The following is a 24,439-nucleotide window of genomic DNA, read 5'->3' on the forward strand; positions in this document are numbered from 1 at the left end:
TGACTGATGGCAAATACTCAATCAAATACAGGTAACCCAAAAGTAGATTTAGAATACCGTCGTAAAAAGAATAAGGAAGAAATGAAATACCAGGTTGTTTCCTTCGTATTAATGATTTTCCTTACTCTGCTTGCTTTCTTGGCGGTTGGTGCAGAGATGTCCAAGTACTTTATCGTACCATTCATCATCTTGCTTGCAATCGTACAATGTATTTTCCAGCTCTACTATTTCATGCACATGAACCACAAAGGGCATGAAACGCCGGCGATGTTCTTATACTCCGGTTTGGCAGTTGGATTGATTACAATCTTAGCATTCACGACTATCATTTGGTGGTAATATCAAATGGAAAAGGCAGCCTTAATTGGCTGTCTTTTTGCTTTTTAAAATATGTGAAACTGTAAAATCCGGTTGATTTCCGTTCCAGGCGCTTCGCTTTCCGCGGGGCGACCTTGAGCCACCTCAGGCTAAGTAATTATCCAGCTTTATAAGGACCAGCCGTTATTGCTTATTATTTTTAGTAAACAAAATGGAACCTTGTCTAAATAATGACACTTACTGTTTATGGAACCATCCTTTTTCACACTTCATTGAATGGGCTTATCCTTGTATAGTATAATGTGTATGTAAAGTGAAAGTGGTGAAGCTTTCAAAAAATTGAGGTGACAGCATAATGATTGGTAACTTGGATATGTTTGGATTTCAAGCGTTATGGAGTCCATATTTATTGGCTACAACCATACTTATAACTATTCTGTATTTTTATATTACTGGAAAAGGTCGACACCGCTTCAAGGATTCTGAAGAAATATCCAATAAGCAACGTGCGTTTTTTCTAAGCAGTATGATCTTGTTCTATCTGATAAAAGGATCACCGGTGGATCTATTAAGTCACTTGATGCTTAGTGCACATATGACACAAATGGCCATACTCTATCTGGTCATACCACCTATCTTATTGATGGGAATGCCGGCGTGGGTATTAAGAAAAGTCATCAATCTTCCGGTTGTTAAGCCGGTATTCAGATTTATCTCCAAGCCACTGATAGCATTATTGGTGTTTAATGTGCTTTTCTCTCTGTACCATATACCTGTTGTATTTGATACGATAAAAGTGGACATGGTCTATCATACAACATATACAACCGTTATGTTCGTGGGAGCATTTATCATGTGGTGGCCACTTGTCAATCCACTGCCTGAGGAGCAACGTTTATCCGGAATTAAAAAAATCGGGTATATCATGGCTGATGGAATGCTTCTTACGCCTGCGTGTGCGCTGATCATTTTCGCGGATCAGCCTTTATATGCAACCTATTCAGAGATGACGGCTTGGCTTGCGGCTCTTGAATTATGTGTACCTGCGGGTACTTTGGCCGGCCTTGACCTTGGAGGCCCTGAGTTATTTAATGCGTTGCCACTAGTGGAAGATCAACAGCTCGGCGGTGTCATCATGAAGATCATTCAGGAAATCATGTATGGAAGCATACTTGCCTATGTTTTCTTTGGATGGGCCAGACGTGAGCGTGAAAAGGACGAAATGGACCTGAACAAGGCAATGCATCCAAAAGTAGCAGAATGATTGGATAGATAGCAACAAGTTAGAACGAGGGGAGAAAGAAATGGATTATTCAATTCCGATAATGCCAACAATCAGTACGTTTTTTATCGTATTGAGCGCAATTTTTGTTGCGATAGGCTGGTATCTGATTAGTAAAAGAAAGATTGAAGCGCATAAAAAAGTGATGTTTCTTGCAGCAATCTTTGCTATCATCTTTTTTATTATTTATGCTTCAAGGACCATTTTTGTCGGCAACACAAGCTTTGGCGGACCTGATGACATTAAAGTGTACTATACAATTTTTCTTCTGTTCCATATTACACTTGCGACTATAGGTGCTGTGATGGGAATCATTACATTATGGACAGGATATAAAAATCGACTTGATAGGCACAGAAAGCTTGGGCCTATTACAAGTATTGTATGGTTTACAACAGCTATCACAGGAGTGGCCGTATACTTATTGTTATACGTTATCTATCAAGGTGGAGAAACCACCTCTGTTTTCAAAGCCATACTGGGACTATAAAAAAAGGTGTTTGGACAATTGTCCAAACACCTTTTTTGAGCTATATCTTAAAGTTCAATTTGATGATTCCTGCCTCACGAGCCGAGTTGAACGCAATCAACAAGAGTGGACCGACAATGAATCCTAAGATACCAATCAGCTTTAATCCTAAATACATGGCGATCAGTGTAGCTAATGGAGAAAGACCGATATGGCTTCCCATCACTTTCGGTTCAACTGTCCTTCTGATGATTAGCAATACAACTGCTAATATAGCCAACTGCGTTCCGAGACTGATATCACCAGTTATAAGGTGGAACAATGCCCATGGCCCCAGTATGACGATCGAGCCGATGATTGGAATGAAATCGATGACCCAGATTATGAAGGCCATGATTAAAGCAACCTCTGGGGCGATGAATAGTAAACCAATAAGTGTAATGAAAAATATGATGATGCTCACTAAAAACTGGGCTTTAAAAAATCCGAAAATTACATAAGATAATCTTGAACTCATAAAATGGACCTTATCTGCCGTTTCTTCTTTCAAGTGTGAATAGAGGCCGGCTTTCAAGCGAGGCATATCCAGTAGAAACAGGAACAAGGCTATCAAGTAGACAATGAAACTGACGAGATAATTCGGTATGTTGGTAAAAATATTTTTTACATTTTGGATATTGAAAAGGTCTGTTAAATAAATCCTCAAATCATAAAGCAATTTATCTACCTGCAGACTAATTTCACTGACAAATTCAGGTGGAAGATCTTCGGAAGCATTAGTTAGGTCGGCCTGGAAATCCCGCCATACCCGATTCACTTCATTTATGTAGGAAGGTGCATTTTCTACCAGGTTGATTGCTTCTGTAATCACTTTAGTTGTCAGGAAGTAGCCCATGATCCCAATGCTTGTGACAAACATCAAAAATACGATAAAAACGGAAAGGTTCCTTTTCAGTTTGGCACGTTCTTGAATCAGCCTTACAAGAGGTTCAAGAAAAAGCGCAGTAATTAAAGCGATGATAATGGGAATGGAAACAGGCAATATGAAAAAAGCAATTACGGCTATTACCGCAATAATGATCAGAATAAAAAGTGTTCGAATACTAAACAGCGTTGACAATGGATGTCTCCTTTCTAATACCATACTCCTATATTAATTATAGTACGGATTTTATTGAAATAACAGTATGTAAGAAAATAAATATGTGTACAGATAGTAATTATGATTTTTTTTGATAAGGCGGTTTTCGTAAACTTTGTTGTTTTTGGGATTTTGGAATCATCCTTTATCTTCCTTACTGACCTACTCTTTTCCCTGTTGTACTTAACTTATTACAAGCATATTTTCAGATATATAAGCAGTAAAAACTCCTATATTGACTTTTTACTGGCGAATTGCAACACTCTTTGAGAAAAGAGCCTTTGATAAAGAAAGGGAATTGGGAAAGATAAGTTATACAGGCACCATGTTTAGTGTGTACACATAAAATAATAAAACCACAAAAAGGAGGTTTATCCTATGTTGGAGCTTAAGAAAAGTCAAACAGACATGAGTAATATGTTGCTCCAAACAGTCATATCCATATGTGTCACTGATATCGGTGGAATAAAAACTCTTCCTCCAAGGTTGCTGGGAAAATTTTATTCCATACTTAGCAAGGACCAATTGAATAACGCGGTCATCCAATATGACATGGAAAATAATATTAACATTGATATCTTTATTGAAGTTGAATATAGCCAATGTATACCGATGAAGGTTCAGGAACTCCAGAAGTTAATTAAACAAGAAATTGAAGTAATTACAGGGTACACTGTAAAAGCAGTGAACGTGTACGTAGATGGTATTTGGGTGAAATAATAAAAAAGGTGACAGCAGGTTTTACACCAGCAAATCACCTTCATTCGTATCTTGTATTATTTTAATGCATCCATGCGTTCTTTGGCTTGTTTTAACAATGATTTAGATGTGGAAACTACATTGGATGGGAATGTTTCACCTTCACCGTATTCCACACCATGTGGGTAGTAATGTTTGCCTAAAAGTGGTGTAAGCAAATTGATCATAGCATGAGAACCACCAACATCACCTTCAACTGCAAACCCTTGGACACGAAGGTAGAATACACCTTCTTTTGTTTCAAATTTTCGATCGAATGTAACTCGCTCGTAATCCCACTGACCAGCAAGGTCAAAGCCTAAATCCTCAAAAATGTCCGTTAGACGGGATAATTCTACTTTTTCATTTTCAAACCCTGTATTTTCAATTTTCATGTATGTACACTCCTTTTTCTATCTCTACATCTCGAAATAAGTATGCTCCTTGTTAATAATAGTACGAAAGAGGATAACTTTCAATAAGGAATAGAATAACTATCCATGTCATAGAAAGTTTTTTAAAAAAAGTCATGATTTTGTAGAAAATGGTGAACCTAAGGATGTGAGAAGGGATACTCTTATCCTCCTCTATTTAATGCACGGCTATGTATGAAAATTAATGGAGGTCAGAATATGCAAACTGTACGTGAAGTCATGACAACGAATGTTGATTTTTGCACACCGCTTGATAATGTCTTTGAGGTCGCAACAAAAATGAAAGACCTGGATGTTGGAGCAATTCCGATTGTTGAAAACAATGAGCTACTTGGTATGATCACGGATAGAGACCTTGTTGTAAGAGGGATTGCTGAAAAGCATCCCGGTTCAAATCCTGTAACCAATATCATGAGTGATCACTTAATTACCATCGGACCTGATGCTTCTATCGAAGAAGCCGCTCATAAGATGGCTGAGCATCAGATAAGAAGATTGCCCGTAGTCGAGAATGGCGCACTTATCGGAATTGTTTCACTGGGTGATTTAGCAATCCGTGACTATTCTGATGATCAGGCAGGAGAAGCGCTTAGTGAAATATCAGAACAATAGCATCTAATGAAAGACTGGATTTCAAAAGAATCCAGTTTTTTTTTATGTTCTGTGAGGCATTTGAATGGTTAAAGAGGAATCTAGCTGTTGATTGTTGCAATGGGCGTAAGACTCCATCGGGAGGTAGCATTTAGAGGAGAACCCGCAGGCATGCCGAGGAGGGTCCGCAAGCGCCACGTGGAAAGCGAAGCCCGTTGCGGAAATCAACAGTGGTGGATTAACTAACCTTTAATTTATTTAAGCTTGTGAAGTATTCATTTTTTTCAATAAGGGTATACATAGGATAACTCTACTAGTGTCTAGTAAAACGTAAAAGTGGAATGAAAAGGTCACTATTAAATATAATGATAGAAAAGGGAGGGAAACAGTGGATGAGAGGTTTATTCTTCTTGCTATTTATTGCTTTTTGTTTGTATTTATTCGTAAATGTTGAACCTCATGAAATAGAGAGTTTCATAAAGGAACAACCTCTTAGCGGACAGATTACTCCGGAAAAAAGAGAATCCGAGGAAAAAGCATTTGTTCAATCGGAAATTCAGATGAATGATAACATAGAAGGTTTGGCTTCTTTTGTAGGTAAAGATGTGAACGAACTGCTGGATACTTTTGGTGACCCTGACCGCAAAGATTTATCTTCTTATGATTATGAATGGTGGATATATAACAAGAATCTAGCGAATTACATGCAATTTGGTGTGAGTGATGGGAAAATAGTGACCGTTTTTGGGACAGGAAATGAGAGCAAACATGAATTGTTTGAAGTAGGACAATCCTATGAATCCCTAAACGAAAAATATAATTTTCCTGATAGTGTAACAGTGGATCATAAGGAGGGATCCTATCAATTTCAGCTGAAGCCTGATGAAATGAAGACCCGCCCCTTAATTAAGGTGGAGGATATTTATGTACAACTATATTTTGACGATTTTGAACAACAGTTGTCGAGTGTACGGTATATGAATGATGAAACATTAATCAAACAACGGCCTTACGAGCTTGTGTATAGAGGTCCTTTACTTGATGCCAAAGAGCTGACAGACGAGGAGTGGACAAGGGTTGAGGAAGGCAATGCACAGCAAATCATTGATTTTACCAACATCATCAGAGCCCGTTTTGACCTTGATGCAGTGGAGTGGGATGGAAATACAGCTGAAGTCGCCTACTTACATAGCAAGGACATGAGGGAGGGCAATTACTTTTCTCATACCTCTCCAACAAGAGGAACGTTGACGGATAGGTTAATGGAAGGGGAGATAACATTCCGCCTTGCCGGGGAGAACATTGCTGCAAAGTATGTGGATGGGGTTGCTGCTGTTGAAGGTTGGCTGAATAGTGAAGGTCACAGAAACACGTTGCTTAATTCAAGGTTTACGCATTTGGGTGTCGGTGTGAATGAGAAATATTATACCCAAAATTTTATTGAAACCTGGTAAATAGATGGATAAAAAAGACAGCCTTATTCCCCATGGCTGTCTTTGCTCTTGATTGTAAGGATTTCTCCTGCCCGAAACAAGTCATCCTCCCACATGCCATGTATCATTAGCTCATCTCCAGGCATTAGGGAAGGGGGGCTATTGGACTCTGTATAGGGTTGCTTGTAGACAATGGTGATGGTCTTATTAATATTCTGTATCCGGATAGTGGTGTCCAGGGTAAAAAGTTGATGGTAAAAATGCTTCTTTTCCGTATGCAAATCTACCACTTTCCCTTCCACCCTCGATTCAAGGGGAATGTCGCAAAGGTTCTCCCAACGTGCCTTCTGTTTGGCTGCCTCTTTTCTTGTTATCCAGTAAAAATATAAAATCAGAACAGGAATAACAATAGCAGTAACCATTATTCTCCTTCCTTTCTAACTTCTTTTGGGAATGACAAAGAAGCTTCCAGTAGCATGTGCGATTAGAGTACCGTCACTACGATAGACTTTCCCTTCCATTACGAGCAGCTTGGAGCCCTTGTGTATCACTGTGGCCACACAGGTAAAATGCTCGCCTACTCCTTTTGCTACATAATTCACCTTCATTTCGGTGGTAACAGCTGCCTTATCCTCCGGAATCAACTTGAATGCGAGTGTTCCCATTGCGGAATCAAGCAAAGTCGCCGTCAAGCCCCCATGCAATATGTCCAGAGAGTTTTGCAATAGTGCTGTATTCGGGATTTCCATTGTTAAAGTGTCGGGTTCTTGAAACTCACTTTTAATTTCCATAAGTGCCCCGATATGAGTACCGTTGACTCCATCTCTTTTCCTTTTTAGACTATGAAGGAATAAAGAAGCCACATCGCGCTCCTCTTCGGTTGCATCTGTTAAAAAATCTTCCCATTGCTGACTGATATCCATTCTCTTGTCCTTCTTTCTACTCAAAAGTCTATCTACATCTTAACAATGGAGAGCACGGAAGAAAAGAAAAATAGGCGAACGCTTTTTCTTTTTTACAATAAAATAAACTAGGCATATATGCAGAAAAGAGGTGAGAGAATGGCAACAAAACAAAAACATCCAAGTATCGAAAAGTTCAAGGAGTTTGTAAAAAGGCACCCTAAGCTGTCAGAGGAAGTAAGAAACAAGAAAAAGACATGGCAGGATTTGTTCGAGGAATGGTATCTGCTAGGGGAAGAGGATGAGAGTTGGAAGAGCTTCCGACAGGACGGCGCGGCCCAAGATGATAATGCTGACAAAGGAGCAAAATCTGATGTTATTCCTCAATTGCTGCAATCATTGAAGAAGATGGATATGAACCAAATGCAATATCATTTAACAAATGTCAATTCAGCTATCGGAAATATTCAACAACTGATCCAACAGTTCATCCCCAATGCAACAAAAGGAAGTTCTCCTACTCAAGGAGCAAAGAATCCGTTTTCGTTTCGAAAAGATTAGGAATGGATGAGATACATGCGAAAAGATATCTATGAATACATTCAAAAGAAGAAGTCGTTAAAAAGCTACTTAAGGGAACAGCCTCTGTGGTATCGGACATTGACAAGGAACCCTGAGAAACTGAATGACTTTGAATTATCTTCTATGCATTATTACAAGCAGACAATCCCTCATAAAGTGGAGAAATTTCAAAACTCCGTTCAAATGGCTTCCATGATGGTTCATATGTTTCAAACAATGAAAAACATGGATTAATTGCATTACTACGCTCCCATATTTAGTGGGGGCGTTTAATTTTGAAATCCATTCGAATAGAATGATACCTCCTTTCTCAAACTAAAGCTAAATCAAGTAAAAGGAAGGAGATTACGCTGTGAAAAAAACGGCAATTTTTTTTATCTGTCTATTTATGTCGGTCCTAGGTGGGTGCAAGGAAGAGCAGCAAAAACCAGAGAGTGAAGTAGGTGCCAAAAGAGAAGTGATGGAGGTACTATCCCATTCAACCTTACCCAAACAAAATTCTTTGTCCATGATTGTTCATCATCAGATTAGAGGTTCTAACATCTATATGGAATGCATCGTTACACCTGATTTCCACTTCCAGTCTACAGCTAGCGGAAAGAAACATGGAGAGGGACAGGTGGCAGTTTATCTTAATAATAAACAATGGGACACTTTTTCAAGTGGGGCTTTCATACTAAAGGAAGTTCCGAAAGGCAGGCATGAGATCAAGGTGAAGCTGCTCCATAATGATAGTTCTGAGTATGGCATAGAAGAAACCTTCCAAGTAGAAATCTGATACTCCAATAAATAGAGCATTACACTTCCGTAGTAAAACATGGTATGATGGTCTTGGAGGTGTATTCCATGATGATTGCTACTTTTGAGCATGTTCAAATGGTCGAAAAAGCGGAAGAATTAGCGAAGATGATTTGGCAGTCCGAACTTGCTGAAGACTATCATCGCTGTCTATATAATTTACAACATGACCCAGAAGCACAAGAGCTTATACGTGCTTTTGATTCTATAAAAGAAAGATATGAGGAAGTACAGAGATTCGGGAAGTATCATCCTGATTATCGTAAAGTAACCCTCGAAACCCGTGAGTTGAAGCGGAAAGTGGATCTCCACGAGACCATTCACGCATTCAAGCAAGCAGAGGATGCCATCCAAAAAACCTTGGATGAAATAAGTGTCATGATTGGAAAAGCTGTTTCCGAGAACGTAAAGGTGCCTACAGGTAATCCGTTTTTCGATAGCATGACCAGCTGCGGCGGTGGCTGCGGTTCCGGTGGCGGATGTGGCTGCAAAGCAAGCTAGATTTATTCCGAAGAAGCTGCACATTCGCAGCTTCTTTTTTCAAACTTTTTTCTTCAAGCGGATACAATCTTCACATAGGTTACCACAGCAGAACATCTTTTCCTGAGGTACATAGAACCGATGCCGGTACACAAAAAGATTATCCTGACGTCGAAAGAAATGAGTCTCAACCGTCACCTTTTTCTTAAACATTGCTTTTTTAGAGCAAACCTGAATAAAAGATTGCCCCTTCTCTTCCCAGCCGAAAATATGGTCAGAATCGATTTGCACATATAAAAAAGGAATGCCGGTTACTTTTTTACGAAAGCAATGAATTACTAGATCATTTTTATTTAGTTCTTCCAGAAATGTATCCCAGATCTGCTCGAGTTCCACAAAAAACACCCTTTCCTAAACATTAGTGAGGGAATATTCTCATATTTCGGTTGCTTTAACTATGTCATAATATTTCCATTCATGCTAAACTATAAAATAATACGTTTGTATAAAAGTGAAAGATTCATTATAAAGGGGTAAATTCTATGCTATCACAAAGACAAGGCATTGTCGTATGGCTTCATTCTCTAAAACAAGCCAAATTATTAAGACGCTATGGAAATGTCATATATATATCCAAGAAATTAAAGTATGTCCTGTTCTATTGTAACAGCGAAGATACAGAATCACTTGTGGAAAAGTTGAACAGGCAATCCTATGTAAAAAAAGTGGAGGTATCCCATAAACCTTCCATTAAAACGCATTATGAAAATTCAAGACCGGATAAAGCGAAGGAATACGATTATAAAATGGGTCTATAGAAAAAATTTGTTAAACGACGCTGTTGCTTTCCTCAAAAGACTTCGCTTTCCATGGGGCGACCTTGTGCCGCCACGCAACAATTGAGGTGTGTCAAGTTGACGATTCTCTCCCGCTGGAATCCACATCTTTAGCTTCAATCAACAGCTAGAACAGGTAAAATAATAAAAAAGCAGTACAACCTTAAGAAATAGGTTTTGTACTGCTTTTTATGTTTCATGATTATCTTAATGCGGGAATATAATGGTTTAACCGTAGTATCCCAATTAAATAATGAAAATATAGCTCCTTTTCTGCAAAGGTTTCTGTCGGTTTTACATCGAACTGTATGATTTCCTTGCCTAGTTCTTTTGCGACCTCTTGAAATAGTTCGGCCCGCTTATTCGGTTTAAACTTGTGATTGGGAATCCCCTCCAAACAGATATAAAGGGCTTGGAAATCCCCAGGGTGTGTTGGTTTCATTACTGCCACAAAGGAAGACATATCCCTTCCGTTTTTTACAGTATGTAGCATGATAAGGTGTTGCAGACGTTCCTTATTGCTTCTTGTCAACTCCATGAGTTCATATATATCAGAATAACCTTCACCAAGTTCTATAAAGCGTTGTATCATTTTTCTTCTCCTCTCAAAGCAGCTCTTACTCTTACTATTACTCACACATACTTTACCATGTAACCTTGGAAAATTGAAGAGAATCCAAATGAAGAAGGAGGTTTGCCAATGATGTGGTTTACCCTGATACTCATTGCAAGCATGATTATAATGTATGTCTATGATCATTTCTATGGTGAAAAGTCTACAGATAAGAATCATAGGTTGCCGATCAAAGGGATGCTTGTAACCGGCATTCTATATTATCTGGTATCAAAAGGGTTACTCTCAAAAGAAGAGGAGAAGCTATTGGAAGATAAGAGCATAGAAGAAATTGAAACCTATGTATCGGCAAAGGGCGTAATGAATGAACTGGAATGGAGCGAGCTATGCTTGAACCTTTGTGAGGCACAACAGGATGGTGGCTTCGATATTGACAGCCTGGCATAATATATATTTGGAACAAAAAGGCTCTTTTCGTAAAATTTGTTGCTTCTACGTACTTATGAACCAACCGTTATATACCTTATTGTCGTGCTCTTTTCCCTGCAATACAAAATTCACTGCTGCTTTTTTTATGTATCTAAGCAGTAAAAAGTCCAACTGCCGACTTTTTACTATTGAATAGCAAAAATCTTTGAGAAAGGCTCTTTTCGTAAACTTTGTTGCTTTTACGAATTTTTAAACCGTCCGTTATCTTCCCTACTGTCGTGCTCTTTTCCCGGCTGTACTGAAGAAACTACTTGCACTTTATAGAGTCTGATAGCAGTAAAAAGTCCAATTGCCGACTTTTTACAAGTAAATAGCAACAATCTTTGAGAAAAGAGCCTTGAGAAAAGAGCCCAAAAAAACCCTGCTCGGATGTCCGGGCAGGGTCCTTCCATCCCTTGACATAATCAAGGTTAAGAAGGCAAAGGGAGAGGAGAAACCGGAGGAAGAACTTATGGGGAAACGTAAGTCTTCTCCGCGGTTGGCAACAACATCACACGAAAGGATGTTGTTATAACTTAGTATGAACAGAATTAGAGAATGCTATACACATTAGTTTAATCTTATAGAATTTGATTTAACCCTTACTTAGTGATTGGGAGTCTCCCTGTGGATTGTAATGCAAGGTGTAAGACTCCGGCGGGAGATAGCGGTAGGTTGCCGACCGTTGTGAGGAGGCTCAAGCAGCGCCCTCTGGATAAGCGAACACCTGGAACAAAAATTTACAGGAGTAAGTTAAGCTCCTTTCATGTAGCTTGAGAAATACTTTTGAATTTCTTGTCGAATATGATAGGATATTGATGATTGACAATCTAGAAATAAAGTATGGTGATACAATGAGAGTTGTTTCGGGGAAATGGAAAGGTAGACAGTTGAAAGCGGTTCCAGGGATGAATACTAGACCGACTACTGATAAAGTGAAAGAGGCGGTTTTTAATATTATCGGTCCGTATTTTGACGGCGGTCTTGCATTAGACCTCTTTGGTGGAAGCGGGTCACTCGGTATTGAAGCGATCAGTAGGGGAATGGATAAAGCGATTTTTGTGGACAAGGATGGAAAAGCCATACAGACGATTAAGCAGAATGTAGAGGCTTTCGACTTGAAAGAACAGGTTGAAGTCTACCGTAATGACGCTATAAGAGCACTGAATGCATTAAAAAAACGGGAAATTCAATTTGATCTTATTCTTTTAGATCCACCCTATAAAAAACACCATTTGGAAGATTTGATACATAAAATAAGTGAATATGGACTTTTGTCCCCGACAGGACTTATCATGGCAGAGCATAGCAATGACGTAAAACTGCCAAAACAAATGGGGGGATTTATTAGAACAAGGCAGGAGGATTATGGGTTGACGGTCATTTCCGTTTATCGACCTAGCCGGGGAGTAGAAGGGGGAAATTAATGTGGCAAGTGTAGCGGTCTGTCCGGGCAGTTTTGACCCGGTCACATTTGGTCATTTGGATATTATCAAGAGAGCATCGAAAGTCTTCGACAAAGTATATGTTTGTGTTTTGAACAATTCTTCTAAAAAACCTCTTTTCACAGTCGAAGAGAGGGTAGAAATGATAAAAGAAGTGACAAGAGAGTTCGGTAATGTGGAAGTGGAAGAGTTCCATGGTCTCTTGATTGATTATGCCCATAGTAAGAATGCGAGTTCCATTGTTAGAGGACTGCGTGCGGTCTCTGATTTTGAATACGAAATGCAGATTACCTCGATGAACAGGGTGCTGGATGAAAGTATTGAAACCCTGTTCATGATGACCAACAATCAATACTCTTTCCTTAGTTCGAGTATTGTGAAAGAAGTAGCGAAATATGACGGATCTGTCTCGGAGCTTGTTCCACCCACTGTAGAAGAGGCGTTACGTAAAAAGTTCCGTAAAGAATAAGAAAGAACGTTACCAGCACTGTTTAATATATCAGTGCTGGTTTTTTACATTTCTCCTCTTTTTAAATAACAGAAAAAGGTAAATCCATAACATCGATAAGGTGAAAAGAGGGCCATACAATTGAAAAAGGTTCAGCATGTTTTCCCAAAAACCATCAGGTACCAACGGGGAAAAAACGGGTATATCCCCGCTCGCAGTCTCAAATCCCTCCAGCTTCCGGTCCAGGGGATGCCATAGGATAAAAGTAATGAAAGCTGCAAATGTCCCGTGCAGGATACGGGCAAAGAAAAAGGGTTTAAATCGGATATCGGACTCTGCCAATATACTTGCAACCTGTGCTTGAACAGAGAATCCGCTGAAGGCAAGGAAGAAGCTTGTCACAATAATCTGTTCCATCAAGGTTACACCTTTCACCTCACTTGTCAGTTTTCCTCCAAGCGTAATTTCGAAAAGGCCTGAAATGAGCGGATAGCTGAGATCTTTTGAAATATCAAACAATGTCAGCAATAAACTGATGATGCCCGCAAGTATGGCGGTAACAGATATGAGAGACAGCATACTGTTCAGAACGGAAAACAGGATAAGGAAGCCTCCGACCATGAGCAAAGTTTGTACAGACGACAAAACTGCATCCCCCAGTAGTTTACCTAAGGGTTTATTGTTCTTTAAACGTGTACTATGAAGCTCGGAGAATGCCTTCCTTATAGATACTTTCTGAATGGTTCTTGATAATTCATCCTGCCGTTTGGACTTGTAATAGGGTCCATAAAACCTCATGACTAATCCAACACATATATTCCCGATATAATGAGCAGCTGCCAGAATGATTCCCACCTTGGGATTATGAAAAAAGCCCACTGCAATTGCACCGAATATAAAAAGGGGATTTGATGAGTTGGTAAAAGACACAAGTCTTTCCCCCTCCACCTGAGTGATCTGATTTTCCTGCCGTAGTCTTACAGTGAGTTTTGCCCCGGAAGGATAGCCAGATGCCATTCCCATCGCCCAAACAAAGCCTCCTACTCCCGGTACCCGGAAAAGGGGACGCATAAATGGCTCGAGAAGGACCCCGATAAATGCCACTACCCCGAAACCAATCAGTAGTTCACTGATGATCAAGAAAGGGAGAAGGGAAGGGAATACAATATCCCACCACATATTAAGTCCTCTAACACTCGCTTGAAAAGAAGCTTGAGGGTTAAGAATAAGAGATAGTGTAAGTAGGGAAATAATAATAGCAAAAAACAGCGTTTTCCATTTTGAAGAATCCAAGCTGTTAACCCCCTTCGTAGAATGTTGCATGAAAAATAAAAGGTTCGTGCTCCTGTAGAAGACGTTCGGATTTCTTTTTTGTACAAGAATGATTAGGTTTTTGTTAGAATAATATTAATTACCCATACAGTGGCAACTAGGTTGTCCAGCTACCTTACCTTTCAATATACGTGGATGGGACAGGGAATTAGAACCTAAAATGACCCAAGTCTTCACAGTTTGTTCACCAAGAAAAAGGAAAAGCGTATGATAAATAGAAAGAGGTTATCAAACGATAACCATATAAGACTTTGGTTGCTGTCCAGCACTAGGTGGCTGTAAACAGCTTGAGGTGATGACTTGAAGGAACCTAGAATAGGAATTGCATTGGGATCTGGTGGTGCGCGTGGATTCGCTCATCTTGGTGCACTTAAAGTATTGGAAGAAGAGAATATCCCCATTGACCTTATTGCGGGTAGCAGCATGGGGGCGCTTGTCGGAAGCTTTTATGCCATGGGTCATGATATGGACCGCCTCTATAAAATAGCGACTGCATTCAAACGGAAATATTATTTGGATTTTACAGTTCCAAAAATGGGATTCGTGAGTGGAAACCGCGTCAAGGAACTTATCCGCATGTTTACTCAAAATAAAAATATTGAAGAATTGGACATTCCGCTTTCCATTGTCACAACCGATTTGGAAAGAGCGGAAAAAGTGGTATTTAATAGTGGTCCCATTTCCGATGCTGTCAGGGCAAGCATATCTATTCCAGGAATCTTTGTGCCGGAAAAGGTAAATGGCCGCCTGTTGGTAGACGGAGGGGTCGTAGATCGAGTTCCTGTCAGTGTGGCAAAGGAAATGGGGGCGGATATTGTCATTGCCATTGATGTGTCACAAGTAAAAACAAATGAACCCGTGGATTCGATATTTGATGTGATTATGCAGACTATTGATATAATGCAGAATGAATTGGTGAAACGAAGTGAATTGGAAGCGGATATTATGATAAGGCCTTCTGTGGCTCATTACAGTTCTAGGGCATTCACCAATATTGAAGAAATAATCCGAATCGGGGAAGAAGCAACAAGATTACAAATACCTTATATCAGAAAGTTGCTAGAGGAGTGGAAGGAGAAACATCAACATGAAAAGTAGATATGTAATGAGATCCCTACTAATTGGGATATTGCTCGCGGTAGTCCTCAATTTTATAACATTGCCCTATTATGTGACTCGACCTGGAGATGCACAAGAATTGAGGCCGCTTGTTTCTGTTGAAGGTGGGTATGAAGACGAAGGAAGCTTCATGCTGACTACCGTTAAGATGGGGAAGGCAAATATATTCACCTATGCTCTTGCAAAAGTCAGTGAATATCAAAATATCTTTCCTATCAATCAAATCCGTGCTGAAGACGAATCAGATGAAGAATATTCCTATCGTCAGTTACATATGATGGAAAGCTCTAAAGAGACTGCCATTAAGATAGCCTATGAGAAAGCCGGGAAAGAAGTGGAACTTATTTCTAAAGGCGTTTATGTGTTTAGCGTGAAAGAAGGCTTGGCAGCGGAAGGGAAGCTCAAAATAGGGGATCGCATCACACATATTGATGGAGAGCCTACAGCCACTGCAGAGAATTTGATGGAGCGGGTGGGAGACAAGTCAATCGGTGATGAAATAGTTCTTACATTCGACAGGAATCAAAAAGAAGAAACTACTTCGATTACGCTTGGTCAACATCCGGAAGACCCTAATCGTGCAGGACTTGGGATCAGCTTGCTGACCGATTATGAAATAACGATGGATCCACCTATCACAATAAACACTGCACAAATTGGTGGACCTTCTGCAGGGTTGATGTTTTCGTTAGAAATATACAATCAGCTATTAGAAGAAGATATTGCAAAAGGATATCAAATAGCTGGTACTGGTGCCATCAATGAAAATGGAGAAGTACAAAGAATTGGTGGAATTGCACAGAAGATTGTGGCGGCTGATAAATCTGGCGTGGATATATTTTTCGCACCGAACGAAAAAGGGGCTGAGGGTTCTAATTATCAGGAGGCCCTTATTGCAGCAGAAGATATAAAGACATCGATGAAAATCGTGCCTGTTGATACATTTGAAGATGCAATTGAGTATTTGGAGCAATTGGATTCTAAATCTGAATAAATGAAAAACGCCTCACGATGGTTGTGAGGCGTTTCAGTTTGTAGACAAAGCTTAAAATAATGAAATTTTCAAGTTGATCGCAGTGGAAGGAGCGAAGACTCCTGCGGGAGGAAAGGACATGGAAGACCCCGCAGGGCGAAGCCGTAGCCACTGAAAAAGTAATGAACTTTAATAATCTGGTTACCACCGCTGTTGATTTCCGCAAACGGCTTCGCTTTCCGCGGGGCGACCTTGAGCCTCCTCAGGCTACGCCCTGCGGGGTCTCAAGATTGTCGCTATCCCCCCGCAGGAGTCTTCGCCTATTGCTCCAAGCAACAGCTAGAAACCATAAAAAAGATAAGTTATTAGGTTTTTCAGTGGCCTTGGCGTAGCCCGAGGAGGCTTCCGGAGTGCCCGCGGAAAGCGAAGCTCCTGCAACGAAGATCAACTCTTCCAACAGGTACCTAACTAGTTTATAGTTTGCCAACAGTCTGAAACGCCTCAATTGGTTGTGAGGCGTTTTTATGTATCAAGTTTTAAAGGAAATTTTCCTCTTCTTCATCGTATCTGATCGGAGGTTTGGAAAATTCTTGTTGCATCCATTCGCTGCGTGCAGGTTCATTGAACTTCATTGCATATGTACTGGTAGCGCGGATATCCATGTCAAGCATAGGGCTTTCCACTCCAGAAACCTTAGATAGGATAGGAATATCTACATCTTTTTTTATTTGTTTAAGATAATGCTGGCCTCGTCTACTCATACCAAGCAACCGGATATATTCGCTTCTCTTGGATGAAGAAACATCCAACATGACATCTTTTTTGGTGTTGGTAAGGAGGTGTGTACACATACGCTGCAGCCTAGTCCACGTATATCTCTTTGTTTTCAGCTTTGTCATGAATTCATGGAAGGTCATACTATCTTTCATTGTATGGATCAAGCGATGCTCAAGCCCTTCCTCCACTTCGTAGATTTCAGAAAGCTCTTTCGGGGTGCTGCAAAGAATTCGATATTTCAAAAGGGTAAAATAGTCCTCCCACTGGTGAAAACTGCCGACCTTGTGGAGATAGTGACCTAAAAGGTCATATGTTTTTTCAGGTACAAAGCGCTGGACCTTTTCAATATTGCCATTGTTATCGAAAAGATGTTTTCTTATACTGGTGGCACTTGCGATTGGTGTATCATTGAACTCGGGATCATGATAACCTGCGGCTGTCCGCTCGATAGTAAAAGCCTGCATAGAGCTTTGCTGCTCTTGGATTGCCTTTACATAATGATATCCAAGAATATTGTTTGGCTTGGTTAAATCCAAAATGTCATCTTTATTTTCCGTCAACTTTAAAAAAGCAAGGGAGGATGCTTTTGGAAAACTGTATCCTTGTCCAAGGAATGTTTGTACAAGAAGGTCATGTTGTTCTTTTTCATTATCCATAAGTGATATTGTTCTCTTAAAATCCTCCATGTTACCTTGTTCACTTCCGAAGCAAACAGAATTACACATTAAGCCTGAAAGAATAGAAATAGAACCACTGGCGAATACTTCCGCTTTCTGTGTGGCAAAAGCATAAGGCAACTCCACCACGATATCTATTCCATTGGCTAGGGCCATTTTCGTACGGGTCCATTTTGAAACAAGTGCAGGTTCGCCGCGCTGAAGGAATTGTCCGCTCATTACGGCTATGACAACTTCAGCACCTGTTGTTCTTTTTGATTCTGCCAAATGAAACAAATGCCCATTATGAAAAGGGTTGTATTCCACAATCACACCTAATGATTTCATCGTTCACCCACCCGATCATTTTTCAGATTAGCGTCATTTTTATTTGGATACTTGTTCAAATTACGTTATTATGTCTATAATTATAGTGTAAAGAAAAAATATTGACAAATAAACATGCGAAAGCTATAATTACTTTTGTTGCCTTGAGGTGAATATCTTGTTGAAATGGACATTATTCCAGTTAAATCAGTTACAACATAAAGGTTTAGAAATCGATGAAACAGTTGATGTAAGTGAAATTACGGCACATAGTGAAATTCGATCTGTCAAACCAGTTCATGTAACTGGAAGAGCTGATTTAAGTTCAAAAAAAGCTACGTTTCATCTAACTGTGGAAGGTAGTATGGTTTTACCATGTTCACGTACGTTGGTTGATGTGGACTATCCTTTTACGATAAAAACAACTGAAACTTATCTTTTTCAGCCTGACGAGTATGAAACCGATGAAGAAGAATTGCATACGGTTGAAGGGGATGTGGTCGATTTACTTCCGGTTATTCGAGAAGCGATCATCCTTGAAGTGCCGATGCAGGTATTCAGCGAATCTCCTGACAAGGAAGAGGCTGCTCCCCAATCAGGAAAAGACTGGGGCGTCATTTCAGAAAAGGAAACACAGGAAAAAGTGGATCCTAGACTTGCAGGACTGGCTAAGTTTTTTGAGAAAGACAAAGAGTAGAAATTACATGATGTAGTAGATGCTCATTTTTTAAGGAGGTGGGAAGAATGGCTGTACCTTTCAGAAGAACGTCTAAAACTGTAAAAAGAAAGCGTCGTACACACTTTAAACTACAAGTTCCTGGTATGGTAGAATGCCCAAGCTGCGGTGAACAGAAATTATCACACCGTGTATGCCCGGCATGCGGTACTTACAAAGGGAAAGAAGTAGTAAGCAAATAAATGATAAGAAAAGCATGAGGCCAATTGCCTTATGCTTTTTTTATGTTAGCTTCGGACAAAGTATTAGGGTGTTCGGGCAATTTTTAAAATGTGTTCGGACAAGAATTTAAAAACTTCGGACATTTGAACTGAGTAATCCCGGTCCCAACATCAATACCAACTTCTCTGGTATATTAATAAATCCTAATGGTAATCCCCCCATCCTCCCATGTAAACCCGCTAAAAAATCACATTTACCACCAAAAATAAGTTAAAATAAACACAATGATTAAAGAAAAGGTGGTCCATTAAAAAATGAACGAATCAAAAGTCCATACATACATAGATGATAATCACTTCTACTGGTTTACCATCAACCGCCCTGAGAAGCGTAATGCAATCGATTATGATGTGATGAACGAGCTGGAAAAAGGGCTCAATGAAATTCGTGAGAATATTGCCATCCGAGGGGTTATCATAACTGGTAGCGGCCAGCATTCCTTCTGTTCAGGAGGTGACCTCTCCGTGTTTCATGCTTTACATACGAAAGAGGATGCATACGCCATGCTCTCTAAAATGGGTAAGGTGCTTCACAACCTAATGACATTGCCGGTTCCAACTTTTGCATGGATAAATGGCACTGCCATAGGCGGTGGATGTGAGATTGCCTCTGCATGCGACCAACGATGGGCAGTACCACATGCAAAACTGGGATTTGTGCAGGGGAATTTGGGTATCACGACAGGATGGGGCGGAGCTAGCATGCTGATGGAAAAGGTACCACATGCAAGCGCCATAAAAATGCTGTCCTCAGCCAAAACATTTACAGCCAGTGAAGCAATGGAGCTAGGGTTTATACAAAAAGTAGTTCCATCCTTCGATCCACAGTACGTTGAAGAAGAAATCGCAGTTTCTTCCACAGTGTTAAGAAGCTATAAAAAGACATTCATCTCCAAGTGGGAACAAACAGCTTTAAAAGAAAGAATGATAGCAGAAATAGAGCAATGTTCCATTCTTTGGGAACAGGATGAGCATCATGAAGCGGTAAATGCGTTTCTAAAACACAAGAAATAATAAGAGAATGCAGAGCATTTTACTCAATACTTAGTCTATCTTTTCTATTACACGCATATGTATAGGTTAAAAAAGTGTGTGGGGGGGATAGCGATATGTCTACCGTTCGTCAAGATGCTTGGACTCAAGATGAAGACCTATTGTTGGCGGAAGTGGTTTTACGATATATAAGAGATGGAGGAACGCAATTGACTGCGTTTGAGGAAGTGGGGAAAAAACTTTCTCGGACATCAGCAGCATGTGGATTCAGATGGAACTCCTATGTAAGGAAACAATATGCTACTGGAATTGAACTGGCAAAAAAACAGAGGAAAGAATTAAAGAAAGAGCAGGCTGCACCTCAGCCGGTGGAAGCCCAGAACAGTTATAATGCACTCAATAATAAATTGTATGCGGGAGATAACCTGACCATATCGGCTGTGATCAGTTATTTGAACCATCTGGAGCAATTGGAGAATGAATATACAAAAATCAAGGAAGAGAATCATAGTTTAAAAAAGAAAGTAGAGCAGTTGGAAAATGACCTGAAACATTTAGCAGAGGCTAAATTGGAACTGGAATCCTCCATGAATCTGGTAGAAGAGGATTATAGGGCTTTGATTGAAATAATGGAGCGTGCGCGTAAAATGGTTGTTTTACAGGATGATGAAAAGAATAAAAAGGTAAAGTTCCAGATGGACCGAAACGGAAATTTAGAGAGAGTGGAGAAATAGCATACTTATCACCAGGCCATCCTTTTGAAGGGTGGTTTTTCCATGCCCAGGAACGACCTCTCCGGCCTGCAATATGAGGAAAAAGAAAGAAACAGTTAAAAACGATACATTAAGAAGAATAAGCTGTATAATGAAGAAGAGATGGAATGATCTGTATGGTTCTCGAAAGGAGAGATATCATGCCTGAAACTGCTAAAAAGCATCCTATTCTTCTTTTTGATGGAGTATGTAATTTATGCAATTCAATGGTGACGTTTGTAATTAAACGTGATAAAAAAGCAACATTTAAATTTGCTTCTCTACAATCTGATGTTGGACAAAACATACTCAAGGAGCATTCTCTCCCTATGACAGAGTTTGATAGCTTCTATTATGTAGAGGGCAAAAGGATTTTTACTAAGTCGAGTGCGGCATTAAAAGTGGCCAAAGAACTGGATGGTGCGTGGAAGCTTTTTTATCCACTCATCCTTATCCCTAAACCATTAAGAGATATAGTTTATTCCTATGTTGCTAAAAACAGATATAGATGGTTTGGAAAGAAAGATCAATGCATGTTGCCAAATCCTGAGATGCAAAAAAGATTTCTTTAGGAGAGAAGGGGAATAAATGACCACTAAAACAAGCTTGACTGGCTCGGTATTTCTTTCAAAATTAATCACTCAATATGCATTCATCCATGAAAAGACAGTGGGGAAAACAGCTGGTGAGTATATCCGTCAAATTGGATTAAGAACTGGAGAATGGATTGAGGATTTTTATGGCAATAGAGAAGATGAATGGTCCGTAGATAAGTATGCAGAAGTGATTGTGGATTTGAAGAATGCCATTGGTGGAGAATTTTATATCTCATCCATTAATCCAGATTATGTGGTTGTGAAATCAAATCATTGTCCATTTGGTGAAATGGTGAAAGACGCTCCGCATCTCTGTAAAATGACTTCAAGTGTTTTTGGGGGAATAGCTTCTAGGAAGTTTGGCTATAGCAAGGTTGACTTGAGGAAGAGAATCGCTGTGGGAGACCTAGGTTGTGAAGTGGTAATTTATTTCCAGTCTGATTCTGATGTCAATGGAGATGTTTATGATAATCTTCCTCGAACGCCGGAGAGCATGGATCCGTTTCAATGGGAAAGTGAAACAATCTTGCTTCTAAATGAAGAACTACGCAAAAGTGATGAGCTTGTGGTTAAGCTTTTAGACGAGCTAGATTCTCTGAAAAGGCAGGTCCAACAGGGGCAAGTGGGAAGTTAGGAAAAAAAGGTGATTATTCGCATTGCGAGCAATCACCTTTTCCTGTTTTAAAAATCATGCAGTTTAAACTGATTCGTCAGTGTTTATGGATTGTGAGGCCCTCTCTTGCGCGGTTACACCTTCTGGATACCAAACCAGTGGGTTTTCCCCAAGATCCCGCTCTACATCATAATGAACGGAAGTGAAGCCCATTCTATTCCAGAATTCAGCAGATTTGATTCTTGGGTTTGTCTTGATTGGAAGGCCGAATCCTTTGGCGAAATCTACTAGCTCTTTCCCAAATCCTTTGCGTTGGTAATTGGACAAAACCTCTAACTTCCAAAGTTCTAAATAATCTTGACGTGGTTCGAAATATTTATCGAGGTCTTTTGATACGCGGTAAAGGCTCATTCTTGCAACTAATTTTTCACCATAATAAATACCGTAGAAAGGTGACTCGCTATCATTTTCAATGATATTGTCCTGAAGGTCTTCGAGCATGGAAAGTTCCTGCATGCCATACTCCCTGAACTGCTTGAACTCTTCCAATGTTTTATAGTTAATGGATAGTTTTTTGACTGTCATCTTAAATTTCCCCCTTGTATATCTCTTTTAAAGCGCTTACCACTATACATATTAAGTAAAATGGTTTATTTTAATATTAATTATATAACAAAAAAACAAAAAATTCTGCAATAAATTTAGAAAGCGTTTGCAAAAAAAGAAGGAATACAAGGAATTATGTAGAAATAGTAGTTTGTTAGAGATTTATTATGCAAGTTGTTTAGAAAGGGGAAACTCCATGCAGAAAATACTGATTGCTAATCGAGGGGAAATTGCAGAACGGATCATACGAACATGTCAACGATTAGGCGTAGAAACGGTTGCTATATATTCAGACGCTGATAAAGATATGCCATATGTTCAACAAGCTACTGTAGCAAGACATGTAGGGGAGGCCCCGCCTCAAAAATCCTACTTGAATGTAGAGCGAATTTTAGAAATTGCCAAAGAGGAGAAAGTAAATGGCATCCACCCGGGATATGGTTTTCTTTCTGAGAATGGGGAATTCTCGGAAGCACTTCAAGAGGCCGGTTTAACCTTTATCGGACCATCTGTAGATGTTATCAAATTGATGGGGGATAAATTATCTTCCCGAAGAGCGATGATAAAAGCTGGTGTACCTGTAGTTCCTGGTTCAGAACATCCTGTTGAAACATTGGAGGAAGCATGTGCCCTTGCAGAAGAGATAGGGTTTCCTGTTATGTTGAAGGCCAGTGGTGGTGGCGGTGGAATTGGCATGCATCTCTGTGAGAGCAGGAAGGATATTGAAAATACATTTGAACAAACCAAAAAGCGCGCAAAAGCATATTTCAAAAATGAAGATATGTTCGTTGAAAAATATGTGGGTAACGCCAAGCATATAGAAGTGCAGATCTTCGGGGATGCCCATGGGAATGTTGTACATATGTTTGAAAGAAACTGCTCTGTCCAGAGACGTAATCAAAAAGTGATCGAGGAAGCGCAAAGCCCTGCAATGAGTGAAGAAACGAGAAGGAAAATCTGTGAAGCTGCCGTTTTGGCTGCGAAAGAAGTGAAGTACAAGAATGCAGGAACAGTGGAATTCATCATGGATGAAGAAGAAAATTTCTACTTCCTTGAAATGAATACAAGACTGCAGGTTGAACATCCGATAACAGAAAGCATCACTGGGCTTGATCTTGTCGAATGGCAGTTATTGGTTGCGAGTGGTAAAGATCTTCCGTTAAAACAGGATGAAATAACAAGCTCCGGTCATGCCATAGAATTTCGTCTATATGCGGAAGACCCAGTGAAATTCTTTCCTTCACCGGGACTGATTACAAAATGGCATCTACCTGTTGAAGAAGGGGTGCGGGTGGACAGCGGCTACGGCCCAGATTTAAAAGTCACACCATTCTATGACCCGATGATCGCAAAGATAGTAGTCTCAGGTGATACGAGGGAAGAAGCGATAGAGAGAGCCTTAAATTATTTGAGGAATGCTTCTGTGGCAGGAATCAAAACGAACCTACCGTTTTTAATTCATGCTCTTGAAACCGAAGAATTTATTTCGGGGAATTATCATACAGGCTTCATACAAAACATGAAACCTATTACAATCTAACAATATTACAACAAGAAAACAGGAGGAAAAAATCATGAAAAAAATTGAAGCGTCCATGGCAGGAACAGTTTGGAAGGTATTAGTGGAAGTGGGAGAAGAGGTAAAAGCTGGTCAGACAGTCATCATATTGGAATCCATGAAAATGGAAATCCCAGTAGAAGTGATGGTGGGTGGCAAAGTCTCAGCTCTTCATACGGCAGAAGGCGAGTTTGTAAATGATGGAGATGTGCTGCTGGAACTGGAATAGTCTTTTACAACG

General features: G+C 39.9%; 33 protein-coding genes. 24 read left to right on the forward strand and 9 right to left on the reverse strand.

The features are described from left to right. Nucleotides 1-6 precede the first annotated feature (6 nt). From ctaF to MKY77_RS10070, 3 genes are all read left to right on the forward strand, one after another. Nucleotides 7-339, forward strand: a complete 333-nt coding sequence (ctaF, locus tag MKY77_RS10060; protein WP_339145688.1) for a cytochrome c oxidase subunit IVB — start codon at nucleotides 7-9, stop codon at nucleotides 337-339. A gap of 334 nt (nucleotides 340-673) precedes the next feature. Next, complete coding sequence (gene ctaG, locus MKY77_RS10065; RefSeq protein WP_339145689.1) at nucleotides 674-1,582, forward strand: cytochrome c oxidase assembly factor CtaG; 909 nt, start codon at nucleotides 674-676, stop codon at nucleotides 1,580-1,582. A gap of 40 nt (nucleotides 1,583-1,622) precedes the next feature. Next, the gene (locus MKY77_RS10070; protein WP_339145690.1) at nucleotides 1,623-2,090 is read left to right on the forward strand and encodes a DUF420 domain-containing protein; all 468 of its coding nucleotides are present in this window, start codon (nucleotides 1,623-1,625) and stop codon (nucleotides 2,088-2,090) included. 40 nt (nucleotides 2,091-2,130) lie between these two features. On the opposite strand, the gene ytvI is transcribed toward MKY77_RS10070, so the two are convergent. Beyond that, nucleotides 2,131-3,189: a sporulation integral membrane protein YtvI gene (gene ytvI / locus MKY77_RS10075; protein WP_339145691.1), complete on the reverse strand. Its 1,059-nt coding sequence runs from the start codon at nucleotides 3,187-3,189 to the stop codon at nucleotides 2,131-2,133. 399 nt (nucleotides 3,190-3,588) lie between these two features. Between ytvI and MKY77_RS10080 the strand changes: the two genes are divergently transcribed. Next, the gene (locus MKY77_RS10080) at nucleotides 3,589-3,930 is read left to right on the forward strand and encodes an Asp23/Gls24 family envelope stress response protein (RefSeq protein WP_339145692.1); all 342 of its coding nucleotides are present in this window, start codon (nucleotides 3,589-3,591) and stop codon (nucleotides 3,928-3,930) included. Nucleotides 3,931-3,986: 56 nt separating this feature from the next. Here MKY77_RS10080 and MKY77_RS10085 read toward each other — a convergent pair whose 3' ends face one another. Then, a complete protein-coding gene (locus MKY77_RS10085) occupies nucleotides 3,987-4,343 on the reverse strand; it encodes a YugN family protein (protein WP_339145693.1) in 357 nt (118 codons plus the stop codon). Between the two features lie 237 nt (nucleotides 4,344-4,580). On the opposite strand from MKY77_RS10085, the gene MKY77_RS10090 reads away from it, so the two are divergent. Beyond that, a complete protein-coding gene (locus MKY77_RS10090) occupies nucleotides 4,581-4,994 on the forward strand; it encodes a CBS domain-containing protein (protein WP_339145694.1) in 414 nt (137 codons plus the stop codon). Nucleotides 4,995-5,365: 371 nt separating this feature from the next. Beyond that, nucleotides 5,366-6,427: a CAP domain-containing protein gene (locus MKY77_RS10095; protein ID WP_339145695.1), complete on the forward strand. Its 1,062-nt coding sequence runs from the start codon at nucleotides 5,366-5,368 to the stop codon at nucleotides 6,425-6,427. 23 nt (nucleotides 6,428-6,450) lie between these two features. Here MKY77_RS10095 and MKY77_RS10100 read toward each other — a convergent pair whose 3' ends face one another. Further along, nucleotides 6,451-6,828, reverse strand: a complete 378-nt coding sequence (locus MKY77_RS10100; RefSeq protein WP_339145696.1) for a hypothetical protein — start codon at nucleotides 6,826-6,828, stop codon at nucleotides 6,451-6,453. A 15-nt stretch (nucleotides 6,829-6,843) separates the two neighbouring features. Then, complete coding sequence (locus MKY77_RS10105; RefSeq protein WP_339145697.1) at nucleotides 6,844-7,329, reverse strand: PaaI family thioesterase; 486 nt, start codon at nucleotides 7,327-7,329, stop codon at nucleotides 6,844-6,846. A 138-nt stretch (nucleotides 7,330-7,467) separates the two neighbouring features. Here MKY77_RS10105 and MKY77_RS10110 point away from each other — a divergent pair, with 138 nt between their 5' ends. The 4 genes from MKY77_RS10110 (at nucleotide 7,468) to MKY77_RS10125 (ending at nucleotide 9,189) form a co-directional block, all read left to right on the forward strand. Next, the gene (locus MKY77_RS10110; RefSeq protein ID WP_339145698.1) at nucleotides 7,468-7,869 is read left to right on the forward strand and encodes a YlbD family protein; all 402 of its coding nucleotides are present in this window, start codon (nucleotides 7,468-7,470) and stop codon (nucleotides 7,867-7,869) included. A gap of 15 nt (nucleotides 7,870-7,884) precedes the next feature. After that, the gene (locus MKY77_RS10115; RefSeq protein WP_339145699.1) at nucleotides 7,885-8,124 is read left to right on the forward strand and encodes a YlbE-like family protein; all 240 of its coding nucleotides are present in this window, start codon (nucleotides 7,885-7,887) and stop codon (nucleotides 8,122-8,124) included. Nucleotides 8,125-8,242: 118 nt separating this feature from the next. After that, nucleotides 8,243-8,668: a hypothetical protein gene (locus MKY77_RS10120; RefSeq protein WP_339145700.1), complete on the forward strand. Its 426-nt coding sequence runs from the start codon at nucleotides 8,243-8,245 to the stop codon at nucleotides 8,666-8,668. 71 nt (nucleotides 8,669-8,739) lie between these two features. Further along, nucleotides 8,740-9,189, forward strand: coding sequence for a YlbF family regulator (locus tag MKY77_RS10125; RefSeq protein WP_339149783.1), 450 nt, complete (start codon nucleotides 8,740-8,742; stop codon nucleotides 9,187-9,189). Between the two features lie 39 nt (nucleotides 9,190-9,228). Here MKY77_RS10125 and MKY77_RS10130 read toward each other — a convergent pair whose 3' ends face one another. Continuing rightward, entirely contained in the window at nucleotides 9,229-9,564 is a 336-nt protein-coding gene (locus MKY77_RS10130) for a hypothetical protein (protein ID WP_339145701.1), read from the reverse strand. Between the two features lie 146 nt (nucleotides 9,565-9,710). Here MKY77_RS10130 and MKY77_RS10135 point away from each other — a divergent pair, with 146 nt between their 5' ends. Beyond that, complete coding sequence (locus tag MKY77_RS10135; RefSeq protein WP_339145702.1) at nucleotides 9,711-9,986, forward strand: DUF2129 domain-containing protein; 276 nt, start codon at nucleotides 9,711-9,713, stop codon at nucleotides 9,984-9,986. A gap of 220 nt (nucleotides 9,987-10,206) precedes the next feature. Here MKY77_RS10135 and MKY77_RS10140 read toward each other — a convergent pair whose 3' ends face one another. After that, nucleotides 10,207-10,596, reverse strand: a complete 390-nt coding sequence (locus tag MKY77_RS10140; protein WP_339145703.1) for a methylthioribose kinase — start codon at nucleotides 10,594-10,596, stop codon at nucleotides 10,207-10,209. Between the two features lie 108 nt (nucleotides 10,597-10,704). Between MKY77_RS10140 and MKY77_RS10145 the strand changes: the two genes are divergently transcribed. From MKY77_RS10145 to coaD, 3 genes are all read left to right on the forward strand, one after another. Continuing rightward, on the forward strand, nucleotides 10,705-11,025 hold the full coding sequence (locus MKY77_RS10145; protein WP_339145704.1) for a hypothetical protein: 321 nt from the start codon (nucleotides 10,705-10,707) through the stop codon (nucleotides 11,023-11,025). 875 nt (nucleotides 11,026-11,900) lie between these two features. After that, nucleotides 11,901-12,473, forward strand: a complete 573-nt coding sequence (gene rsmD / locus MKY77_RS10150) for a 16S rRNA (guanine(966)-N(2))-methyltransferase RsmD (protein WP_339149784.1) — start codon at nucleotides 11,901-11,903, stop codon at nucleotides 12,471-12,473. Between the two features lies 1 nt (nucleotide 12,474). After that, nucleotides 12,475-12,960: a pantetheine-phosphate adenylyltransferase gene (gene coaD / locus MKY77_RS10155; protein ID WP_339145705.1), complete on the forward strand. Its 486-nt coding sequence runs from the start codon at nucleotides 12,475-12,477 to the stop codon at nucleotides 12,958-12,960. Nucleotides 12,961-12,990: 30 nt separating this feature from the next. Here the strand turns inward: coaD and ylbJ are convergent, their stop codons facing one another. After that, nucleotides 12,991-14,262, reverse strand: coding sequence for a sporulation integral membrane protein YlbJ (ylbJ, locus tag MKY77_RS10160; RefSeq protein WP_339145706.1), 1,272 nt, complete (start codon nucleotides 14,260-14,262; stop codon nucleotides 12,991-12,993). Nucleotides 14,263-14,571: 309 nt separating this feature from the next. On the opposite strand from ylbJ, the gene MKY77_RS10165 reads away from it, so the two are divergent. Together MKY77_RS10165 and MKY77_RS10170 are read left to right on the forward strand one after the other, a co-directional pair. After that, on the forward strand, nucleotides 14,572-15,369 hold the full coding sequence (locus tag MKY77_RS10165) for a patatin-like phospholipase family protein (protein ID WP_339145707.1): 798 nt from the start codon (nucleotides 14,572-14,574) through the stop codon (nucleotides 15,367-15,369). After that, entirely contained in the window at nucleotides 15,359-16,384 is a 1,026-nt protein-coding gene (locus MKY77_RS10170; RefSeq protein ID WP_339145708.1) for a SepM family pheromone-processing serine protease, read from the forward strand. The genes MKY77_RS10165 and MKY77_RS10170 overlap by 11 nt, the downstream gene beginning before the upstream one ends. 515 nt (nucleotides 16,385-16,899) lie before the next feature. Here the strand turns inward: MKY77_RS10170 and MKY77_RS10175 are convergent. Next, on the reverse strand, nucleotides 16,900-18,144 hold the full coding sequence (locus MKY77_RS10175) for a nucleotidyltransferase (RefSeq protein WP_339145709.1): 1,245 nt from the start codon (nucleotides 18,142-18,144) through the stop codon (nucleotides 16,900-16,902). A 160-nt stretch (nucleotides 18,145-18,304) separates the two neighbouring features. Between MKY77_RS10175 and MKY77_RS10180 the strand changes: the two genes are divergently transcribed. From MKY77_RS10180 to MKY77_RS10205, 6 genes are all read left to right on the forward strand, one after another. Next, on the forward strand, nucleotides 18,305-18,820 hold the full coding sequence (locus tag MKY77_RS10180; RefSeq protein WP_339145710.1) for a YceD family protein: 516 nt from the start codon (nucleotides 18,305-18,307) through the stop codon (nucleotides 18,818-18,820). Between the two features lie 47 nt (nucleotides 18,821-18,867). Beyond that, nucleotides 18,868-19,041, forward strand: a complete 174-nt coding sequence (rpmF, locus tag MKY77_RS10185; protein WP_047970756.1) for a 50S ribosomal protein L32 — start codon at nucleotides 18,868-18,870, stop codon at nucleotides 19,039-19,041. 294 nt (nucleotides 19,042-19,335) lie between these two features. Next, complete coding sequence (locus MKY77_RS10190) at nucleotides 19,336-20,094, forward strand: enoyl-CoA hydratase/isomerase family protein (protein ID WP_342515713.1); 759 nt, start codon at nucleotides 19,336-19,338, stop codon at nucleotides 20,092-20,094. Nucleotides 20,095-20,189: 95 nt separating this feature from the next. After that, entirely contained in the window at nucleotides 20,190-20,807 is a 618-nt protein-coding gene (locus MKY77_RS10195) for an RsfA family transcriptional regulator (RefSeq protein ID WP_339145712.1), read from the forward strand. A 179-nt stretch (nucleotides 20,808-20,986) separates the two neighbouring features. After that, a complete protein-coding gene (locus tag MKY77_RS10200) occupies nucleotides 20,987-21,397 on the forward strand; it encodes a thiol-disulfide oxidoreductase DCC family protein (protein WP_339145713.1) in 411 nt (136 codons plus the stop codon). A 16-nt stretch (nucleotides 21,398-21,413) separates the two neighbouring features. Further along, nucleotides 21,414-22,055 carry a methanogen output domain 1-containing protein gene (locus MKY77_RS10205; RefSeq protein WP_339145714.1) on the forward strand — a complete coding sequence of 214 codons (642 nt, stop codon included), beginning with the start codon at nucleotides 21,414-21,416 and terminating at the stop codon, nucleotides 22,053-22,055. 63 nt (nucleotides 22,056-22,118) lie between these two features. Here the strand turns inward: MKY77_RS10205 and MKY77_RS10210 are convergent, their stop codons facing one another. Continuing rightward, nucleotides 22,119-22,619, reverse strand: a complete 501-nt coding sequence (locus tag MKY77_RS10210) for an N-acetyltransferase (RefSeq protein WP_339145715.1) — start codon at nucleotides 22,617-22,619, stop codon at nucleotides 22,119-22,121. Nucleotides 22,620-22,836: 217 nt separating this feature from the next. On the opposite strand from MKY77_RS10210, the gene MKY77_RS10215 reads away from it, so the two are divergent. Continuing rightward, on the forward strand, nucleotides 22,837-24,180 hold the full coding sequence (locus MKY77_RS10215; RefSeq protein ID WP_339145716.1) for an acetyl-CoA carboxylase biotin carboxylase subunit: 1,344 nt from the start codon (nucleotides 22,837-22,839) through the stop codon (nucleotides 24,178-24,180). A gap of 34 nt (nucleotides 24,181-24,214) precedes the next feature. Beyond that, nucleotides 24,215-24,427, forward strand: a complete 213-nt coding sequence (locus MKY77_RS10220) for an acetyl-CoA carboxylase biotin carboxyl carrier protein subunit (protein ID WP_339145717.1) — start codon at nucleotides 24,215-24,217, stop codon at nucleotides 24,425-24,427. Nucleotides 24,428-24,439 lie beyond the last annotated feature (12 nt).

It is taken from the genome of Sutcliffiella sp. FSL R7-0096 (genome assembly GCF_038595065.1).
GTDB lineage: Bacteria > Bacillota > Bacilli > Bacillales > Bacillaceae_I > Sutcliffiella_A.

Coding starts and splice junctions, on each gene's coding strand:
- MKY77_RS10125 (WP_339149783.1), top strand. CDS start 8,740: ATGATTGCTACTTTTGAGCATGTTCAAATGGTCGAAAAAGCGGAAGAA.
- MKY77_RS10220 (WP_339145717.1), top strand. CDS start 24,215: ATGAAAAAAATTGAAGCGTCCATGGCAGGAACAGTTTGGAAGGTATTA.
- MKY77_RS10070 (WP_339145690.1), top strand. CDS start 1,623: ATGGATTATTCAATTCCGATAATGCCAACAATCAGTACGTTTTTTATC.
- MKY77_RS10175 (WP_339145709.1), bottom strand. CDS start 18,144: ATGAAATCATTAGGTGTGATTGTGGAATACAACCCTTTTCATAATGGG.
- MKY77_RS10215 (WP_339145716.1), top strand. CDS start 22,837: ATGCAGAAAATACTGATTGCTAATCGAGGGGAAATTGCAGAACGGATC.
- MKY77_RS10140 (WP_339145703.1), bottom strand. CDS start 10,596: ATGATACAACGCTTTATAGAACTTGGTGAAGGTTATTCTGATATATAT.
- MKY77_RS10210 (WP_339145715.1), bottom strand. CDS start 22,619: ATGACAGTCAAAAAACTATCCATTAACTATAAAACATTGGAAGAGTTC.
- ctaG (WP_339145689.1), top strand. CDS start 674: ATGATTGGTAACTTGGATATGTTTGGATTTCAAGCGTTATGGAGTCCA.
- MKY77_RS10105 (WP_339145697.1), bottom strand. CDS start 7,329: ATGGATATCAGTCAGCAATGGGAAGATTTTTTAACAGATGCAACCGAA.
- MKY77_RS10195 (WP_339145712.1), top strand. CDS start 20,190: ATGTCTACCGTTCGTCAAGATGCTTGGACTCAAGATGAAGACCTATTG.
- MKY77_RS10090 (WP_339145694.1), top strand. CDS start 4,581: ATGCAAACTGTACGTGAAGTCATGACAACGAATGTTGATTTTTGCACA.
- MKY77_RS10100 (WP_339145696.1), bottom strand. CDS start 6,828: ATGGTTACTGCTATTGTTATTCCTGTTCTGATTTTATATTTTTACTGG.
- MKY77_RS10205 (WP_339145714.1), top strand. CDS start 21,414: ATGACCACTAAAACAAGCTTGACTGGCTCGGTATTTCTTTCAAAATTA.
- MKY77_RS10110 (WP_339145698.1), top strand. CDS start 7,468: ATGGCAACAAAACAAAAACATCCAAGTATCGAAAAGTTCAAGGAGTTT.
- MKY77_RS10135 (WP_339145702.1), top strand. CDS start 9,711: ATGCTATCACAAAGACAAGGCATTGTCGTATGGCTTCATTCTCTAAAA.
- MKY77_RS10095 (WP_339145695.1), top strand. CDS start 5,366: ATGAGAGGTTTATTCTTCTTGCTATTTATTGCTTTTTGTTTGTATTTA.
- rpmF (WP_047970756.1), top strand. CDS start 18,868: ATGGCTGTACCTTTCAGAAGAACGTCTAAAACTGTAAAAAGAAAGCGT.
- MKY77_RS10080 (WP_339145692.1), top strand. CDS start 3,589: ATGTTGGAGCTTAAGAAAAGTCAAACAGACATGAGTAATATGTTGCTC.
- MKY77_RS10085 (WP_339145693.1), bottom strand. CDS start 4,343: ATGAAAATTGAAAATACAGGGTTTGAAAATGAAAAAGTAGAATTATCC.
- MKY77_RS10145 (WP_339145704.1), top strand. CDS start 10,705: ATGATGTGGTTTACCCTGATACTCATTGCAAGCATGATTATAATGTAT.
- MKY77_RS10170 (WP_339145708.1), top strand. CDS start 15,359: ATGAAAAGTAGATATGTAATGAGATCCCTACTAATTGGGATATTGCTC.
- MKY77_RS10200 (WP_339145713.1), top strand. CDS start 20,987: ATGCCTGAAACTGCTAAAAAGCATCCTATTCTTCTTTTTGATGGAGTA.
- ylbJ (WP_339145706.1), bottom strand. CDS start 14,262: ATGCAACATTCTACGAAGGGGGTTAACAGCTTGGATTCTTCAAAATGG.
- rsmD (WP_339149784.1), top strand. CDS start 11,901: ATGAGAGTTGTTTCGGGGAAATGGAAAGGTAGACAGTTGAAAGCGGTT.
- MKY77_RS10190 (WP_342515713.1), top strand. CDS start 19,336: ATGAACGAATCAAAAGTCCATACATACATAGATGATAATCACTTCTAC.
- MKY77_RS10115 (WP_339145699.1), top strand. CDS start 7,885: ATGCGAAAAGATATCTATGAATACATTCAAAAGAAGAAGTCGTTAAAA.
- ctaF (WP_339145688.1), top strand. CDS start 7: ATGGCAAATACTCAATCAAATACAGGTAACCCAAAAGTAGATTTAGAA.